At 57.8% G+C, this 17002-nt stretch carries 12 protein-coding genes; 9 read left to right on the forward strand and 3 right to left on the reverse strand.

Annotated features, from left to right (window positions below; all coding sequences use genetic code 11):
- The first annotated feature begins 115 nt into the window (after nucleotides 1–115).
- From fliJ to RISK_RS08190, 4 genes are all read left to right on the forward strand, one after another.
- On the forward strand, nucleotides 116–598 hold the full coding sequence (fliJ, locus tag RISK_RS08170; RefSeq protein ID WP_047813758.1) for a flagellar export protein FliJ: 483 nt from the start codon (nucleotides 116–118) through the stop codon (nucleotides 596–598).
- The gene (locus RISK_RS08175; RefSeq protein ID WP_047813759.1) at nucleotides 595–1245 is read left to right on the forward strand and encodes a hypothetical protein; all 651 of its coding nucleotides are present in this window, start codon (nucleotides 595–597) and stop codon (nucleotides 1243–1245) included. The genes fliJ and RISK_RS08175 overlap by 4 nt, the downstream gene beginning before the upstream one ends.
- Nucleotides 1246–1299: 54 nt before the next feature.
- Nucleotides 1300–2964 carry a flagellar hook-length control protein FliK gene (locus RISK_RS08180; protein ID WP_047813760.1) on the forward strand — a complete coding sequence of 555 codons (1665 nt, stop codon included), beginning with the start codon at nucleotides 1300–1302 and terminating at the stop codon, nucleotides 2962–2964.
- An 851-nt stretch (nucleotides 2965–3815) separates the two neighbouring features.
- Complete coding sequence (locus tag RISK_RS08190; RefSeq protein ID WP_047813762.1) at nucleotides 3816–5957, forward strand: FAD-dependent oxidoreductase; 2142 nt, start codon at nucleotides 3816–3818, stop codon at nucleotides 5955–5957.
- Nucleotides 5958–6096: 139 nt separating this feature from the next.
- Here the strand turns inward: RISK_RS08190 and RISK_RS08195 are convergent, their stop codons facing one another.
- Complete coding sequence (locus tag RISK_RS08195; RefSeq protein ID WP_047813763.1) at nucleotides 6097–7104, reverse strand: DUF1573 domain-containing protein; 1008 nt, start codon at nucleotides 7102–7104, stop codon at nucleotides 6097–6099.
- Between the two features lie 316 nt (nucleotides 7105–7420).
- Between RISK_RS08195 and RISK_RS08200 the strand changes: the two genes are divergently transcribed.
- Nucleotides 7421–9286, forward strand: coding sequence for a hypothetical protein (locus tag RISK_RS08200; protein WP_047813764.1), 1866 nt, complete (start codon nucleotides 7421–7423; stop codon nucleotides 9284–9286).
- A gap of 340 nt (nucleotides 9287–9626) precedes the next feature.
- On the opposite strand, the gene RISK_RS32970 is transcribed toward RISK_RS08200, so the two are convergent.
- On the reverse strand, nucleotides 9627–10454 hold the full coding sequence (locus tag RISK_RS32970) for a serine/threonine protein kinase (protein ID WP_449314165.1): 828 nt from the start codon (nucleotides 10452–10454) through the stop codon (nucleotides 9627–9629).
- Between the two features lie 617 nt (nucleotides 10455–11071).
- Here RISK_RS32970 and RISK_RS08210 point away from each other — a divergent pair.
- The 4 genes from RISK_RS08210 to RISK_RS08225 all read left to right on the forward strand — a co-directional run bounded on the left by RISK_RS08210 (nucleotide 11072) and on the right by RISK_RS08225 (nucleotide 15731).
- Nucleotides 11072–11527 carry a hypothetical protein gene (locus tag RISK_RS08210; RefSeq protein ID WP_047813765.1) on the forward strand — a complete coding sequence of 152 codons (456 nt, stop codon included), beginning with the start codon at nucleotides 11072–11074 and terminating at the stop codon, nucleotides 11525–11527.
- Between the two features lie 48 nt (nucleotides 11528–11575).
- Entirely contained in the window at nucleotides 11576–12670 is a 1095-nt protein-coding gene (locus RISK_RS08215; RefSeq protein ID WP_047813766.1) for a DUF1559 domain-containing protein, read from the forward strand.
- Between the two features lie 376 nt (nucleotides 12671–13046).
- A complete protein-coding gene (locus tag RISK_RS08220; RefSeq protein ID WP_236696141.1) occupies nucleotides 13047–14777 on the forward strand; it encodes a LamG-like jellyroll fold domain-containing protein in 1731 nt (576 codons plus the stop codon).
- Between the two features lie 69 nt (nucleotides 14778–14846).
- Nucleotides 14847–15731 (forward strand): hypothetical protein, encoded by an 885-nt coding sequence (locus RISK_RS08225; RefSeq protein ID WP_047813768.1) that lies wholly within the window; start codon nucleotides 14847–14849, stop codon nucleotides 15729–15731.
- 35 nt (nucleotides 15732–15766) lie between these two features.
- On the opposite strand, the gene RISK_RS08230 is transcribed toward RISK_RS08225, so the two are convergent.
- Nucleotides 15767–16663 (reverse strand): alpha/beta hydrolase fold domain-containing protein, encoded by an 897-nt coding sequence (locus RISK_RS08230; RefSeq protein WP_047813849.1) that lies wholly within the window; start codon nucleotides 16661–16663, stop codon nucleotides 15767–15769.
- Nucleotides 16664–17002 lie beyond the last annotated feature (339 nt).

Consider the following 17002-nt stretch of genomic DNA (forward strand, 5'->3'; position numbering starts at 1 on the left):
CATTCCATCGAATGAGTTTTCAAAACGGCATCCATTCACCAGATCGTTTCGGCCACACCGCTCAGAACGTTCTTCTTCCCGTCAATCCTTCGCACTCAACACTCGCTAGCGTCCCATGCCTCCGTTTCGATTCCGATTCGATTCCCTGGTGGACTTGCGTTCTCGCGAACGAGATGAAGCGGGCGCGGAGGTGGGCAAGGCTCTGGAAGCCATTCAGCGAATCAACGAGCAAGTGCAAGACATCGATTCGCAACGCGAATTGATCCGCACGGCGCAGACCCACACGTTGCATCAAGCCAACGTTTCGGTGGACCAGATGCTGCACCAAGGTCGCTACGACATCCAACTGCACGCCGACCAAATCTCGCTTCAACAAACGCTGGCTCAGCTCAACCAAGAGCTTGAAAAGCGTCGCCAAAAGCTTGTGACCGCAGAAGCCGAAGTGAAACGCCTCGAACGATTGCGTGAAACTCAACTGGCCGAACATCGTTCGCTCGAAGCCAAACAAGAACAAGCCGAAGCCGATGATCTGACATCCGCCCGTGTCCTGCTACGACGTCGCGCGATGGCTGCTCAATCCAAGGAGACTCGACGATGAGATTCATGATGCGTTCCGTCGCGATGATTAGCACCGCGACCTGCTTGACCATGATCATTTTGATGGGCTACTTCGCTTCGCGAGGCACGCTCAACGTTGGAACATTGACCAAAGTCATCGCACTGTTCAACGGAATCGACATCACCGGCAATCAATTGCGGCAGATCATGCAGCAAAGCGAAGACCGTGAGCAACCGGATTTTGACGAGATCCTCGACGCCCGGCGGCGGGATGGATTGGACAGTGACATTCGATTGCGAAGTCTGAAAGAAGCCAAGAACGACATCGCTCTTCAAATGTCGGAACTGAAGCTGCAACGCGAACGCTTTGATGAACGTCGGACCTCGTTTGATCGCAGTTTGGACGAAATTCGAAAAGGCGCTCAAGACGAAGGACTGCAAGAAGTGCAACGCACACTCCAGGCACTTGAGGCAGAACAGGCAAAAGAGCAGCTTTTGCGCATGTACGATGACGAAGAAATCGATGACGTTGTCAGTATCATTCAAGCCATGCCCATCGATAAACGAAAAGATATCTTGGCAGAGTTTGCTACGCCCGAAGAAATGGACAAGCTCTACGAGATCCTACGCCGCATTGGCGAAGGAATGCCAACGACCGGACTCATCGACGATGCTCGCGGTGGGTGATTGAGGTCAAGGTGTTCCCACCAGGATCCCGATGATCACGGTGGGGGGACCGCGATGACAACTACAAAACCAGTCCAATCAAGGACCGAGACCACTGTCTCGACACCGACGACCAACAAACGCGCCGAGAATGCGTTCGCCGCACTGGGCAGTTCTGCATCCGCACGAACAGCCGGATTGATCGAGCCGGCGTCAGGATTGGGCGATCCGTTCGCCGAAGTCTTCGCTCGAATCGCGACCACCGAAACCGTGGTTGCCTCCGAACCAGCCTCGGCACCGGAAGACTCGCTGTCAACCGAAACCGAAGACCGCGACGAATCCAGCGAAGAAGAGGTCGAAGCGCGAGACGACACCACCCCCGCCGCCGCGGCGACAACGGCAACCAACTTGGTCGACGAGACGGTCGAAGTTGACTCGGCGCAAGATGCGGTCGCAACTTCCAACGAAGAGAATGAGTCGTCGGAGAGCCCCGACGAGGTGGCTTGGACCCAATCGGCCGAGGAGACCGACTCACTTCAAGAGGAAGAAGCCAGCTCGGCGGATGAGGCCTTGCTCCTTTCCGACGCGGAATCGAAACTCGAAGAAAGCGATTCCAATGCGATCGTGACCGAAGAGGTTGCCGTTCTGCTCAGCAGCGAATCGCAACAGCGTTCGAGCGATGACACCGCGAACGCTTCGGCGGAAGAAGAGGTTCTGACCACGAATCCGGTCACCTCCACCGAAGAAGCCGCCACGGATGAGTCCGGCACAGAGAATGACAACGCTGAAACGCGTGGTGAATCACAATCCGACGATCCAACCTCGCACGATCCCCGACGAACCGAACGTCGCCGCTATTCACGCGAAGGGAATGCTGACTCGCAAGACCAGGCGTCTCAACCCGCCAGCGGAAGCAATTCGGGGGAGGGCAAAATCGCAATCGATTCGTCCCTGGCAGCGGCCGGCGACGAAACCGAAATCAGCGAGACGCAGTTGAATCAGTTGGTCGAACAAGCCGCGGCCAAATCTCCCGCCTCGGTGGCGGCTGTGGCACCCATCCAAGCCACCGCCGCGGCCGCCGCTGCCAAAACCGCGGCCAGCGGAACGACCGCCGTGGGATCCACGAGTGCCGCGGTGTCCACCCCATCGGGCAGCAGCGATCCGACCGATCCCCTCCATTCTGCCACGCCTTCGGCGGAAAAGGCGGAAAGCAAAGCCAAGGCTGGTCTGCAAGCCTCTGGGGTCGACCAGACCTCCGCGGTGGCTCGTGCCAAACTGGTCCAACGGGTCAGCCGAGGTTTTCAAACGCTCGGCACCAACGGCGGACACATTCGCATGCGGCTCTCGCCGGTCGAATTGGGGTCGGTCCAATTGGAAGTTCATATCCAAGAGAACAACCTTCGCGGCCGGATGGTGACGGAATCGGAAGCCGCCAGCCAACTGCTGCGAGAACATCTGCCCCAGTTGCGGTCGCAACTCGAGTCGCAAGGCATGCGGTTGGAATCCATTGAGATCACCACCGAACCCAACGGCGCCTCGGAGTTCGATCAAACTCAAAACTCGTTTGGTGATCGAGACCATGCCGATCGCGACGCGGGATCCCAGCACGAACGCTCTCGCAACCGCGGCAACGTCAACGGCTCCCGCCCCATCGATGCCAAACCGGACGGTCCCACCCTCCCAGCAGCAACCGCTGCCTCCTGGATGACGCCGGCGACCGGGGTCGACCTGCAGGTTTGACCTGGTCACTAGCTCCTAGCTCCTAGCTCCTAGCTCCTAGCTCCTAGCTCCTAGCTCGTAGCTCGTAGCTCGTACTCGTACTCGTACTCGTCGTACGATGGGCTTCCAAACCCGTCGAATTGAAAGCCCGACGCGTGGGCGGGGCACCGCACCGCATCCCACTGACGGCCCCATCCGGGGCGACGGCCATGAACCGCCATCCAACTCGGGGCTTCCACCCCGAGCTATGAAAGACGGCCCCATCCGGGGCGAAAATCTTGAACCGCACCTATCGTCGCTCCGGGTGCGCATGGTGGGTGGCACCTTACGGAATGGTGGAAATCCCAACCGCGGAGCGGTGACATTTGCCAGCCTCGGGTTTCAACCCGAGGTCTCCAGTGGCAAGAGCGAGCGCAACCGAGCCGCGGAGCGGCGGCAGGTGGTTGCAACGCTTCCCCCAACTGTCGTCGCTCTGCGACTGGGTGGACCTGTGGGTGGGCATGTGACCTTGGGTTGAAACCCAAGGCTGGCGGCTGCCGTCGCTCCGCGACTGGCCGTGCGTGTTCCCCGCGGGTGCATCCCGCATGGTGGGTGGCACCTTACGGAATTACGGAAATCCCAACCGCGGAGCGGTGACATTTGCCAGCCTCGGGTTTCAACCCGAGGTCTCGGATGGCAAGAGCGAGCGCAACCGAGCCGCGGAGCGGCGGCAGGTGATTGCAACGCTTCGCCCGACTGTCGTCGCTCCGCGACTGGGAATTCGCAAAGTCCGAGGGACCCTCCCTCGTCGCTCGACAACTAAGATGACGGCCCCTCCGTTTTTCACTCACAACCATTCGCCAAGTTGTGAGCCCCGCACAAGGAAAATCCCCATGTCACACCGCCGGGCTGCTCTTTCGAATCCCTTCGCTTTGGCTGCGTTTGGCATGCTGGTGTTCTGCCCCACGCTCCAAGCCCAAGAACCAACTCCCCAAACCGAAGGCAACGTTGCTGACCCCACGGCGGCGGATGTGATTGTCTATGGCTCGACACCGGGCGGCTTTTGTTCCGCGATCGCGGCCGCTCGCGAGGGAGCTTCGGTCATCTTGCTAGAACCGACCGAGCATATCGGCGGGCTGAACACGGGTGGCTTGAGTCACTGCGACTCGAACCAGATGGTTCGCAGCACGTTGTTGGGATTGTTCGATGAGTGGCACACACGAGTGGTGAAGGACTACACCGACCGAGGTCGGCAAGCTCCGTACAACCCAGCCAAGAAGGACCAATCGCGGTGGACGTCCGAACCGCATGTGGCGATGCGAGTGACCTTGCAAATGTTGGAGGAAGCCGGGGTCACCGTCCTGACAAAGCGTGCTCTTCAATCAGTCACGAAGGATGGTCCACGCATCACCTCGTTGGACACGACGCAAGAAGTGTTCACTGCCAAAGTCTTCGTGGATGGCACTTACGAAGGCGACCTGATGGCGGCTGCAGGAGTCGATTGGACCATCGGCCGAGAAGGACGCGAGGAATACGGTGAATCGCTGGCGGGAAAGCAAACCCCGAAATCGAAGATGAACATCAACGGCTTCGATGGTCAAGGCGAGCCATTGCCGCTGGTCACCGCGATGCGTGTTGGTGACGAGAACGTCGGTGACAAAAATGTGATGACCTACAGCTTCCGACTGTGCTTGACCGAGGAAGCGGAAAACCGTGTGCCGATGCCCCAGCCCACCCACTACGACCCGGCAAGGTTCGAGATTGTCCGCCGGGCGCTCCTGGCCGGGGAAACCCGTGTTGGCTTTGACTTGTACCCACTGCCCGGGAACAAACTCGACGGCAACAATTCGATCGGCGGGCAATTCTCCATCGGTTTGGTCGGCGGCGGCAACGACTGGCACGCCGCCAACGAGGCGGGGCGAAGGAAGATCTGGGAAGCCCACAAGCAGTACACGCTGGAGTTCTATCACTTCCTGATCACTGACCCGGTTGTGCCCCAATCGATGCGGGAACGCTACGCCAAGCTCGGCCTTTGCAAAGACGAATTCGCGAGCCACGAACACTTTTCGCCGGCGCTCTACGTCCGCGAATCTCGAAGAATGAAAGGCCTGTACGTCATCAGCCAAAAGGACATTCTCGAATCACCCGAAAAACTGGATCCGATTGCGATCTCGTCGTTTCCAATTGACTCGCATGACTGCCAAAGGATTGCACTTCCAGGTGGCGGGGTGATCAACGAAGGGACGATCTTCCCCGTGCGAAGAACCAATCCAAAACAGGGCTACGCCTACCATGTCCCCTACCGGTCGATTCTGCCCCGACCAGAGCAGTGCGACAACTTGCTGGTTCCGGTCGCCCTGTCCTGCACGCACGTTGGGATCTCGTCATTGCGAATCGAGGGGGCTTGGATGGCGATCGGCCAGGGAGCCGGTGTCGCCGCGGCCCTGGCGGCGGATGCTGACCTGCCTGTCCAGGAACTGAACTACGAACAGCTCCGCAAACGGCTGCTCGCGCAAGGCCAGGTTCTGGAACTGCCGGACGTGCCGGAGCCAACCACTCCGAGTGGGACCATTGCCGCGACGTCGTTGCCGGGAATGGTGCTCGACGATTCCCAAGCGGAACTCTCGGGCAACTGGTCACACTCGACCAACTTCAAACCTCACGTCGAGACGGGCTACATGTATTGCGGGGAGAAGGATTCCCAATCGAAGGGCGACGGGAACACGACGGCCACCTTTCGATTCCGTGTTCCAAAGTCGGGGCGATACGAAGTGCGGATGGCTTATTCCGCTCACGAAAGCCGGGCGAAGAACGTTCCTCTCTCAATTTCCACCGGGGACTCCCACACTTCGTTCCACGTGGACCAGACCCTGCCGCTGCCATCGGGAAAACACTTCCGCCCAGTCGCCACGGTTGCACTCTCGGCAGAGACGGAATCCGTCATCCAAATCACGAACGCGGAAACGTCTGGCTTTGTGATCCTTGACGCCGTGCAACTGCTGCCAGTGGAATCCAAGTCAGTCACTGAGGAGTGATTGGGGGCGACGCGTTCATTCTGAAAAAGACGAGAGGAGAAGTACCCCGCGGACTTGGCAGGCGATTCGTTGACGGCATAAAAAAAGCCTGCGATCGAGGGATTCGATCGCAGGCTTCGTTTTGTTGAAACGTTCGAGCTCACTGAGCTTGAGCGACTTGTTCGGCAGCGATGTCCGCCGTCACAATGGCTTTCGCGGTCACGGCATTTTCGCCTCGGGTGCGAATCACCATGGGAACACGTTGGTTCCCACGCGCCGTGTCGGCGGTCAGCGTCAAGTCGACCATGTGGATCATTCGTTCGTCTTCGCTGGCCGAGAATTCCACCTTCCAACCTTCGCATTCGATCGACTCAATTGCGAAAGGCTTGCGGCCCCGAATCGCCAAGCGTTGGGAAATGCTATCGCCTTGCTTGATCGTTCCAACCGCGATGGATTGAGGAGCGATCGACAGGGCTGATTCGACGGTGCCGATCACTCGCAAAGGAACGTTCGGCATGCTGCGGTCATTGGTTTGAATGATCAGCTCGTCTTGGAAGTAGCCTTCCGGAGCGTCTTCACGCACTTCGACGGACAGTTCGTAGTTGGCTTTGCCTGCACCACGTTCGGTTTGCTTGAACGAAGGCACCAACCAAGGCGTGTTGGAGCGGACGTCGACCACCTGCCAATCACTTCGCCCCGCGTAGAACAACTTGGTCGACCCCGACTTGGGTTCGCCTTGATTGACGGTTCCCAGTTCGATGGCACCAGGGTGGAACACCATGTCGCTGCGGATGTAACCATCCACTTTCAACTGAATTTCGCTGTAGAACGGTTTGTCGATGACGACCGTCAACGTCGCGCCACGTTTGCCGCGAAACGTTGGGGTGTTGAAACGAGCCAAGATCGATCCGGACTCGCCGGGAGCGATCGTTGCGGTTTCGATGATCGCGGTGGTGCATCCACAGCTTTCTCGCACCGATCGGATATGCAGATCCGAGTTGAACGTGTTGACCACCGGAAAGCGAAATTCCGTTTTGGAAGCGACCGCAACCGTTCCAAAATTGTGCGTCTTCACCGGGAACACCGTTTGGGTCCAATCCGCCCTCGCAGAGGAACCCAGGGCCGAACCCAAGAAGACAAACGCCACCATCCACACTCGACTGTTCATTCGATCCCCTCCTGAGGGGAGCTGCGAGGAAACATGTTCACCTGAAATGCCCATCCATCGGCATTGGCTCGAGGTTGACCATTTGCTAGCAACAACGCGAAGGTCGGGTGCATCCACAATCGATCAACGATCTCGTGTGAATCGTACCGAGATGCCTCAGATGGACAAGCTCGATTGGGGGGAGAATTTGTGGAAACCAATGAAAATCAGCGAATCTGTGAAGAATGAGTGGATCAAATTGACGTTGTTGCCGAGGGGGCGATTTTCGTAGCGTCTGGCCGGTCGATTGTCCCCCGTCTCCGATGCCAGGTTCCTCATGTCTGCGCCACGTCTCCTCCTCCTGCCCCTGTTCACGGAATGGTCGGTTCGATCATCCTCGCTGACACGCTCGGGATTGGCCATCGCTCTGCTGGCCACCGGATTCACCAGCTCGGGCTGCCATCGCTCGCGGTTGTTCTCACCGCTCAACGGCCGATCCGGTCTGGAACAACACGCCAATCAGGGACCTTCGGACATCTTCATTTCGGGGGAGGATGCCGCCCCAGAGACGCTGCTTGAAGAAGTCCCGCAGCGTTTGGCGACGGCGAAAACACCGATCACTCGAAAGAATTCGAATTCGACGACCGCGGCAACCCCGCCCACCAAGACTCCGGCTCCCGCTCAAACCACCACCTCCTCCGGCCCCGAATCTGACGATTTGTCGTCACGTGATTCGGCGGCAACCACACGCCAAGTCAGCTACGTCAGCGACTCGCCGTCCCGCCCGGATGAAAACGGCACTCCCAAACCCACCTCGGCACCGGACACTTACGCGGGCGTCGACGTCAGCATGGTCATGAACGCGCTCAAGGATCATCCGCCTGAGGTGCAGCGAGAGGCGATTCGCCGCTTGGTCGCAATGTCCTACAAGAAAGCCCAACCCACCCAGCAACCGGCCGGGATCGACAACCTGTTGGCGGCCTCGCTGGACTCGTTGCCCGATCTGCCGGATGAAGTGGTGGATCGCGGCCTGACGCCACAACGCATCGCGGCAAAGGATTTCCCCCCCTCCCCATCGAAGGAGTCCTCCACAAGCCCCGTCGCCAATGTCGCTCAGACCATCCCGCCACTTTCTGAATTCAATCTGACCGACCAGGTGCTCGAAGACGTTTTCGAAGGAGACTCCCTGAGCGACCAAGGCAAGGTCGCCACCACCAACGCCGCTGCGACCGGTGGTGGTGAGAACCTTCCATTGCCGGCTGGCTCGCCCCAAACAGAAACAGATGCCACGGCCGTTTGGAACTTCTCGGACAAGGTCGCGGATGACACCGGCGCGGCTCATTCGTTGTCGGATCAAACGGACGCCATCGCCAACCAAGATGGCACACCACCCAAAGTTCAACAGGTCTCGGCCACGCAATCGTCAGGCTCTCAATCGCCTGTCATCCAACCAGCGGCCAGCGTCGCTCAAGCAGTCAACGTGGAATCGCTCAGTGACTCGGAACTGTATGACGCCTTGCTCAAACGACTCGAGCAAACCGAACCCAATGAATCCGACGCTCAGAAGCAACGTCGCCAGATTATTAAACGTCACTTGATGGTTCTCTCGGGAGACCCCGATCGTGCGGTCGACAAACTGGAGGGATTGAGCACGGAAGAACAGGAGTACCTGCGTCACCAATTGCTCGGTCTGTGGACCATCATCGATCCCAACGGGCACCCGGTGCCGTCGCGACGTTTCAGCACCGCGCTGCCGCAAATTCGCCAAGCCACCGAGTTCCTTGCCGCGGCATCGGATTCGCTGGATATCCGGGCCTTGGAATTCTGTACCGAGATCGAAGCCTACGGGCAAATCAAGCCGTTCCCGAAACGTCAGTTTGATCCCGGTCAACAAGTCATCTTGTATTGCGAGATTGAAAACTTCGTGGCCAAGTCAATCAGCGAGGGTGGCAACCAAGGCTTCGAAACCATGTTGCAAGGTAGCTATGACCTGCTGGATGAATCAGGGCGTCGCGTTGCCAGCCAATCGCTGCCTGTCGACAAACAATTGTCGACGAACAAATTGCGTGACTATTTCATCGCCTACCAAATGTACTTGCCCGACTCGCTCGAACCGGGACGCTACCAGCTGCGTTTGACGATGGAAGACGTCCACGGAAAGAAGTACGGTCAAAACGAAGTCACCTTCGAGATCAAACGCTAGCTCGACTTCGACGCCACGCCGTCCAAGATCCCGCTGCCAGCATGCAGGCTTGGGCCAAAAAAGCGGGCGCAATCACGAGGAAAACCAAAGTCGTGGCGACCACACGGCCTTCGTAGATTCTCAACGTGGTTGCGTTGGAGAATAAATGGGTGGCTTGGATGCCGGCCCAAACCAGTGAAACGAAGCTCACGAACGCGAGCCACAAAAAATGCTTGCTCCCACGGATCATCAACGATCCGGCAGGAGCACCGAGCAGGTGGAACGGGATCACGACCACCCCGACAAAGAACAGAAACTCCGGCAACGTTTCAACAAGCTCTGGTACATCGGAATAACGCTGTCAAACCAACAGCCCGCCGCTCGCGGCCCAGGCCCAGGTGAAGAGATTGATCCCGATGATGGCCCAACCAAAGGTCTTCTCGAGCGACCCGTGGTAGAGTTCGTACCCGAAACGCTCCGCGATACTGGGAGCTCTGGCTTCAACCGGCTGATCGCTCAGGAATCTCTGCAGGTCGGCCTCCAGTGCCCCAGCCGATTCGTAGCGTAGGTCTGGATCGCGTCTCAGGCACTTCAAACAGATCGCTTGCATCGCATCGGAAAGATCAGGCCGATGTTTCTTCGGCCCATCGATCGGCGAATGGTGCAGCATCAACACGGCCTCGGCAAAATTGTCCGGCGTCAAAGGAGTCGTTCCGGTGAGCATCTGATACAGCATCACGCCGAGCGAATAGAGATCGCTCTTCGGTGTGATCTGACGATTGCCAAACATCGCTTGTTCGGGCGCAATGTAACGCGGTGTCCCCGCGATCCTGGTCGTTGTCGCGACGGTCGAATCCGTGTTCGCACAAAGACCAAAGTCCAACACCACGGGCCTCTGCGTTTCGCCATCCGACGACTGCTGCATCAGAATGTTCTGCGGCTTCAAATCGCGGTGAATGATTCCGGCTTCATGACCGTACTGAACCGCGTTGGCCATCTGAATCATCCACTTCGCGGCCTCCTTCTCGGACATCGGCGACGACTGATTTGCCAACCAATCGCACCCAACAAAGACGACGACTGCCCTGCCGATCGCGTCGCTTCCGAATCGGAGTCCGCGGCGTCTCGCGTGGTCGAATTTTCTTGTGTTCGTTCGGTGCTGTTTTCCATGCCGTTTATCCAGTGCCATCCCATATGGCGAGGATCTCGGTGTCTGGTGAAGACCGCCCGCTAAGCAGGTCGGCAGGAGTGATCAAGCACAACCATGTGAGCCGTTTGGGCGTTCGCCCCGGTTGTGCGTGAAAACCGTGGCTAACGCCAGCGGCTCACATACCCGATGACACCTGCGCACCTGCTTAGTGAACAAAAGTAGACAGCACCAATCGAAGAATCGAGCCCCACCTCATTCGAGGTCGTGAAGTTTTACTTCACTCTCCCTTTGGGAGGGTCGGACCGCTTCGGGCCGGGAAGGGGTACGCGCAGGATCCAATGCTGAGCCCTCCCCTCGCTTCGCTCGACCCTCCCAAGGGGAGGGTGATGAGAAACGCTTTGCAAAACAACAACTTGAAAACTGCACGACCTCCTGCGCGGGCGGGGTTCGCAAGACGTCACGAACAGAGCACTTCGAAACTGCACAACCTCATTCATGTGCAAGAAGCAACGCCGATACCTGCCTCGTTTCAATCAATTGATTCCCAAGAGATTCATCGAACTCGTACCGAACTCACCACAGCACCTTCACATTGAGCACCTATAAATCACGCCTCATTCAAAACTGACCTGCCATCCTATTTGCGAACGCCTTCCATGAAACCCTTCGCTGCCTTGCTGATCCTAACAGCGTCCCTGCTTGCCACCGGTTGCGATTCTGAACCCGCTCTTCACCCGATCAGCGGCCATGTCACGCTTGGCGGGAAACCCTACGAGCGGTTGATCGTGTATGTCCGGCCCGTCGACGAAAGCGTCACACAATACAACCTCGGTGTCGGTGAAACCGACGCCACTGGAAAGCTGTTCCTTCGCTCGACCGCCGGCGAAGGTCTCGCAACCGGAATGTATCGCGTCAGCTTCTCTTGCATCGTCAGTGGCAAAGGTCAAACGGTTGGCTCCAGCGATGAAAAGATGGACGACGACCGGCGTCTGGTCACCAAAGACCTTGTTCCTCCTGCCTACGGCGATGGAGGTGAATCGACCCTCGAATTCGAGGTGGTTTCCGGCACCGACAACCGCATTGAATTCGACATCCCATCCAAACAGTCTTGAATCATCCTTTTTTGTTCCCACCTGACTTTTTCTCGCGAGACCTTTCAGATGAAACGACGCAACCTTCGCCACCGATCCGGCTTCACCCTTGTCGAATTGTTGGTGGTCATTGCCATCATCGGCATTCTTGTCGGATTGCTCCTCCCTGCCGTCCAATCCGCACGCGAAGCCGCACGACGAATGCAGTGCAGCAACAATCTCAAACAACTTGGCTTGGCGACGCATAACTTTGCTTCCGCTTACGACGAAGATCTGCCAATGCTTGGTGAAGCTCAGGAAGGTGGCCATTGGAGTGCATTCATCATGCCCTACTGTGAACAGACCAGCCTCTTTGAAGCACTCACGTTTGGTTCCACCAACTGGGCAGCGGGCACCGCACTCAGTGGCGCCGACATTTCATCGGCCAACCCACGAGATCGCCAAGTGGCCGCTTGCGAAATGCAGATCAGCGTCATGCGATGCCCTTCCTCAGTCGCCCCTTCAGCCATCTTTGACGCCTCGGTCTATTCGCCTCCATGGTTTGTCGCCGCCCGTGCACCCGCCAACTACCTCGCCGTCGTCACCGGCATTCAGCCAAATGACTGGAAGCCTTCCTGGGGATGGGGCCGCGCCAACCAACCGACTTGGGGCGACAGCCAAACGACAAAGCACCACTCCGAGTTGGACGGCATGATTCAAACTCGTTCTCCCGAGCGAGCTCGTATCGCACAAGGCGGAATGGGAGGCGGCACCAAATTTCGAGACGTGATCGACGGACTCTCCAACACCCTGATGTTTGGCGAAGCCATCCCCGACCCCGAGTTGGCCTCGATCGCATCGACTGCCGAAGAAGCCAACTCTGGCCGAAAAGATCACTGGGCGATTGGCGGCGACGACTTCGACAACTGGGAAGGTACCGACTGGTCCGAAATGGGCGGGTCGACCGCTGTCCCAATCAACTATGCCAAACCAATTGACATCCCCACGGCGGATGACTCACCTGAATGGGGCGCGTACGAAGTCAGTTTCGGCAGCCAGCACACCGGTGGTGCTCAGTTCTGTGTGGGCGACGGATCGGTTCGGTTCATCACGGAATCGATCGACATGACGATCTTTTCCGCCTTGGGGACCCGAGATGGTGGGGAAGTGGTGGAACAGCCATAACCCAATCACTTCCTTGAGAAGCAGGTCGGCGGGAATGATCGGGCATGGCGATGTGAGCCGTTTGGGCGTTAGCCCCGGTTGTACGTAGGAGCAACATCGCTCGCCAACACGTTCCAAATGCCGAAAGACTCCCGCCGGTCTGCTGAATACTTCCTTGAATCGTTTTTCTTCTTTGAGTTTCCCAATGCGTTCGACACAATCATGGTTCCTCCGTCCCGGCATCTGCCTGCTTCTTCTTGTCTGTTCATGGTCGACAGCCGTCGGGCACGATGGACCTGACCCGCGGGCGCATTGGGTTTTTGGAACACCGTTCTTCCAAGATGGAAATCTGAAAAGCCAACTCGGTCCCAGTCTCGCTGGGCACGGATCCCCCGCATTGGACGACTCCGATGGACTCAACGCGATTCGCCTCGAGGGGACCCGTTCGTTTTTTGTTGCTGAACAACCTTGGCCTGAATTGCAGAAGAAGCTTCCTGAGGAAGCGATCACGATTGCGGCTTGGGTTTCGCTCGATGAGCTGACTCAATACGGCGGCATTGTCTCGGCCCTGCAGGACAATGGCGACTCGGAACAAGGATGGGTTCTGGGGTACAACAACCAAACGTTCTCGTTCGGACTCTCCAGTCAGGAAGCAGACGATGGGAATGGGAAGATGACCTACCTGGAAGGAACCACCGAAGTGACACTCGGAAAGTGGTACCACGTCGCGGGTGTCTACGATGGCGAAACCATGCAACTCTGGGTCAACGGAAAACTGGATGCGGAAACAGGCGATCAAGGTGGTCCGATCTTGTATCCGAAAAAAGCCGACCTGGCGGTGGGTGCCTACCTCGATCGAAACGAGACCATTCCCATGAGCGGTCGTCTGGCGAAGGTCGCTGTCTACGACCTGGCCGCAAAACCGGCTTGGATCGCTCATGACTTCGAACACCAAGAGGCATGGGCAGAGCTTCCGCCCACCGCGAAAAAGAAGGCCCCCTTGGACTTCATGGTCGCCCCGTTTTTGCAGTACGCCACCACCGACAGCATCCGCGTGGTTTGTGAAACCAATGCGGAGTGCGAAGTCTCCGTGCGTTTCGGAGAAACCGCCGACTTCGACCGCGAAAGCACTGTCGCCTCCGACGACAAAAGAATTCATTCGGCACTGCTGGATGGACTGACTCCTGAGACCGGACACTACTATCAAGTCACCGCAACCGATCTGGAAACCCAAGCTTCCGTGCAAAGCGAAGTGCTCTCGTTCCAGACCGCTTCCCTGCCGGAAACCCCGTACGCATTTGCAGTCATCTCGGACACGCAGGGCAATCCAGCCGTCAGCGGAAAAGTCGGCGAATTGGCCTGGGGCCTGCGTCCAAATTTCTTGGTCGTCCCCGGTGACCTTGTCAGCACCGGCACGATCAAGAACGAATGGGTTTATCAGTTCTTCTCAAGCATGAATCCACTGATCTCTCGAGTCCCGTTCTATCCGGTCCTGGGGAACCACGAGCGAAATGCAGATCACTACTATCGGTACATGGACCTGCCCGCACCTGAATACTACTACTCGTTTCGATACGGGAACGCGGCGTTCTTCATGCTCGATTCCAACAAGGAAATGGGCCCCGACAGCGAACAGTACCAGTGGCTCGAAAAGCAACTCGCGGCCTTGGAAACTGAAAAAGCAGACGGCAAAGTCGTGTGGACCTTTGTCAGCTTTCACCATCCCGCGTATTCATCGGATGAAAATGATTACGGAGACCTCTGGAAAGGCAAAAGCAAATGGGGTGATTTGAGAATCCGCCCGATGACCAAATTGTTCGACCGCTTCGCTGTGGACATTGTCTGGAATGGACACATCCACTCCTACGAACGCACCTGGAAAATGCACAACGAAAAACCACAGAACGACCGAGGCACGATCTACATGATCACGGGCGGCGGCGGTGGCGGACTGGAACAAGCCGGTCCCATCCGACCTCCGTTTCAACAAACGGTTCGTCGCGGACACCACTTTGTCTACGTCGCGGTCAATGGCAAAGAACTGCAACTCAAATCGTACGACTTGGAGGGGCAACTCTTCGACACCGTTTCGGTGACGAAGCAAACCGGCGTGCCCAAGCAAGAGTGAGCCTGGAGGTCGCGACGGCAACCTGGCTTCAACTATCGCATTGGAGGAGCAGGCGGTATCGTTTCCGCCATGCACCTTCTACTTCCTTTGTTGGCCAGCGTTCTTTTTGTTTGCGGGCTGATCTTTGTTAAACGAGTCAGCCGATCCGTCGTACGCCCTGAGGGGGTTGGACAAGTCACGCTGTTGTTCTGCGTGAACATGGGCTCCTCTGCTTTGATGTCGCTGTTGTGGTTCTTTGACGGGCCCGACACCTATTGGTTGAATCTTTGGCAACCCGCGATCGTCGCGTTGTTGTTCATCTTGGGGTTGTTGCTGACATTCACGGCGGTGGAAGTCGGCGACGTCTCCATCGCGGCCCCGGTGTTTGGCGTGAAGGTCGTTTTTGTAACTTGCCTGCTCGCATTCTCGTCGGACACGGGAGTCCCCAACGCAATCTGGGGAGCCGCTTTCTTGGCGGCAACCGGCATTGCGTTGATTCAGTGGACTGGCCAGCATCATCCCCGGCGAATTGGACTGACCATCGCATTGGCGCTCGGTGCCGCGAGTTGCTATGCGACGTTTGACTTGTTGGTCCAACGTTGGTCACCGGCCTGGGGATCCACTCGGTTGTTGCCCGCGGTCTTTCTCATCGTCGCGGTGCTGTCGCTGCTCGCGCTGCCTTGGGTACGCTGGCGGCCCGTGGTGTCAGACAACAACTGGAAACTGCTCGTTCCCGCGATCATCTTGCTGGCCTGCCAAGCGTTCTGCATCACGATCGCAGTCTCGGTGTTTGGCGACGCGGCACGACTGAACGTGGTCTACTCGCTTCGCGGTTTGTGGGGCGTGTTGTTGGCTTACGCCGCCGCCAGAATTTGGGGCGGCGCAGAAGCCGACCTCAGCGGCAAACTGCTGCTGATGCGACTGTCGGGTGCGGTTCTGTTGACGTTCGCCGTTGCCTTGGCCGTGTTGTCGTGACTCGGAATCGATACCAGAGCGATCCGAAACGATGACTACGGTTGCAGCAACTGCTTGACAAAGAAGTCCTTGATCTGCTGCTTCGTGGTGGGATGAAACAGCGTCATCATGTGGCCTTGGTTTTCGATCACCGTCAAGGAAACGGCCACGCCGGCGTCCATCAAAGCAGCTGCGAATTTCTCGCTGTTTTCCAGCGGAACCAACAAATCCTTTTCACCATGAATCAACTGCATCGGTGGATCGCCGGGGGAGACATGGGCGGTCGGTGAGGCTCCCAGATAATTGTTAGGCACTTCACGCGGCGTTCCGCCCAAGAAGTAACTCAGCCCCGCGTTGTCGTCGGGGACGATTCGGAAATCGCACGGTGGACCGCCCGCACACACCGCCGCGATCGGCGGCAACTGTTCCCAACGTGGGTCGTCGGATCCCCACTCGCTGGCCAGCATTTGAGTCGGCCGATCTTCATTGCTCAGCACTCCAATCAGTGCCGACAGGTGACCTCCCGCCGAGTAGCCAAACATCCCGACACGATTCAGATCAATTTTCCAAGCGTCCGAATGCTCGACCAATTGCAGCAGGGCTTGTCGCACGTCATCGACTTGCCGCGGAAATTGGTGCTGCGGTGCCAAGCGGTAATTCATGTTCAGGACGACAAATCCCAACTGGGCCAATCGATCGCAATACGCACGCAAGGTCCATTTGTCGCCGATCGCCCAACCACCACCGTGGATCATCAAAATGGCTGGACGAGGTGCCCCTTCGACAAACACTTCGCCGGCGTCGTTCGTCGAAACGCGGTGCTGATCCGAAATCGGCAGGTGCAAATCAAACAGCCCCGCGCTTCCATCGGCATCGCTGTAGCGGAGATCAAGAAACTGCTGCACCTCCACGGGGGTCCCCTGATCGGTCGCCGCAACGGCAACTGCGCCCACCTCAGCAGCGGAATCAACACTGGCGGGCTGAACACTGGCGGGCTGAACGGCCGCGGACTCGCTGGTTGGGATGATCTTCGATGAGTTTGTCTTCTCTCCCTCATCGGACCACGCAGCCCCTGAGGGCAGAACAGCCACTGACGCGAGAATGCAACTCGCCAGCAGGTTCCATGGACTTGGGCTTCGCAAAGTCCGTCTGCCCTGCCCCCCATGATTCCCGCTCGCGAATTCTCGCGGCGGCAGGGAACTGCAGGGAAAGGATGAGAGCATCATGTTTGGGTCCGTAGGCGTGGTTTCCATCGCACGTATAATACGGGCAGGTCCAGCGTCGAGTCATTG

It is taken from the genome of Rhodopirellula islandica (assembly GCF_001027925.1).
In the GTDB taxonomy this organism is placed as follows: Bacteria; Planctomycetota; Planctomycetia; order Pirellulales; family Pirellulaceae; genus Rhodopirellula; species Rhodopirellula islandica.

Bases quoted from the DNA above. Each gene is read 5' to 3' on its own strand.
- fliJ (WP_047813758.1), top strand. From the start codon at position 116: ATGCCTCCGTTTCGATTCCGATTCGATTCCCTGGTGGACTTGCGTTCT.
- RISK_RS08175 (WP_047813759.1), top strand. From the start codon at position 595: ATGAGATTCATGATGCGTTCCGTCGCGATGATTAGCACCGCGACCTGC.
- RISK_RS08180 (WP_047813760.1), top strand. From the start codon at position 1,300: ATGACAACTACAAAACCAGTCCAATCAAGGACCGAGACCACTGTCTCG.
- RISK_RS08190 (WP_047813762.1), top strand. From the start codon at position 3,816: ATGTCACACCGCCGGGCTGCTCTTTCGAATCCCTTCGCTTTGGCTGCG.
- RISK_RS08195 (WP_047813763.1), bottom strand. From the start codon at position 7,104: ATGAACAGTCGAGTGTGGATGGTGGCGTTTGTCTTCTTGGGTTCGGCC.
- RISK_RS08200 (WP_047813764.1), top strand. From the start codon at position 7,421: ATGTCTGCGCCACGTCTCCTCCTCCTGCCCCTGTTCACGGAATGGTCG.
- RISK_RS32970 (WP_449314165.1), bottom strand. From the start codon at position 10,454: ATGGCACTGGATAAACGGCATGGAAAACAGCACCGAACGAACACAAGA.
- RISK_RS08210 (WP_047813765.1), top strand. From the start codon at position 11,072: ATGAAACCCTTCGCTGCCTTGCTGATCCTAACAGCGTCCCTGCTTGCC.
- RISK_RS08215 (WP_047813766.1), top strand. From the start codon at position 11,576: ATGAAACGACGCAACCTTCGCCACCGATCCGGCTTCACCCTTGTCGAA.
- RISK_RS08225 (WP_047813768.1), top strand. From the start codon at position 14,847: ATGCACCTTCTACTTCCTTTGTTGGCCAGCGTTCTTTTTGTTTGCGGG.